Consider the following 841-nt stretch of genomic DNA (forward strand, 5'->3'; position numbering starts at 1 on the left):
GAGCTATGGTGATTTCTGGTGTATGGAGGCAAGTTGAAGAGGTGGCGTATCCTGTTGGTTGATCTCGCCAGATCACAACCAACAGAGGAATGATACGCCATGTCAAAGTCTACCCTGCACGCTCTTTCACAACCAGAGTCAGAACAGGATCTATTGCACGAGACGATCCGCAACGGGGCCCGCAAGCTGATTGCCGAGGCCGTGGATGCCGAGTTGGCCGCGCTGCTTGAGCAGTATGCGGACCACAAGACGCCAGACGGTCGGCAGGCTGTCGTTCGTAATGGCCACCTGCCACAGCGTCATGTTCAGACGGGTGTGGGCGACGTCGAGGTGCAAGTGCCCAAGGTGCGGGACCGTAGTGGGTCTGGCATCCGTTTCAATAGCACCCTGTTGCCGCCTTATCTGAAGCGGGCCAAGAGTCTGGATGAGCTGATTCCCTGGCTTTACTTGCGAGGCGTGTCCTCCGGCGATTTTCAGGAGGCCTTGGCCGCATTGGTCGGCGATCAGGCCAAGGGATTGTCAGCCAACACGGTATCGCGATTGAAGGCGCGCTGGCAGGACGAGCACAGGGCTTGGCAGCGCCGGGACTTGAGTCAGAAGCGCTATGTGTACTGGTGGGCCGATGGTGTCTACAGCAACGTACGTATGGACAACAAGCTGTGCCTGCTGGTCATCGTCGGTGTCACCGAGCATGGCCGCAAGGAACTGGTCGCCGTCGAGGACGGCCACCGGGAGTCCGAAGCCAGTTGGCTGGAGTTACTCCAGGGCCTGAAAAGCCGACATTTGGATCTGCACCCGAAGCTGGCTGTGGGCGACGGTGCGCTGGGCTTCTGGAAGGCAC

General features: G+C 59.3%; 1 protein-coding gene. It reads left to right on the plus strand.

Features of this window, described 5'->3' with window-relative positions; translation table 11 throughout:
- Nucleotides 1-99 precede the first annotated feature (99 nt).
- The coding region (locus EZI54_RS23940; protein ID WP_131484346.1) for an IS256 family transposase at nucleotides 100-841 on the plus strand (742 nt) is incomplete at its 3' end.

This window comes from Marinobacter halodurans, assembly GCF_004327985.1.
GTDB lineage: Bacteria > Pseudomonadota > Gammaproteobacteria > Pseudomonadales > Oleiphilaceae > Marinobacter_A > Marinobacter_A halodurans.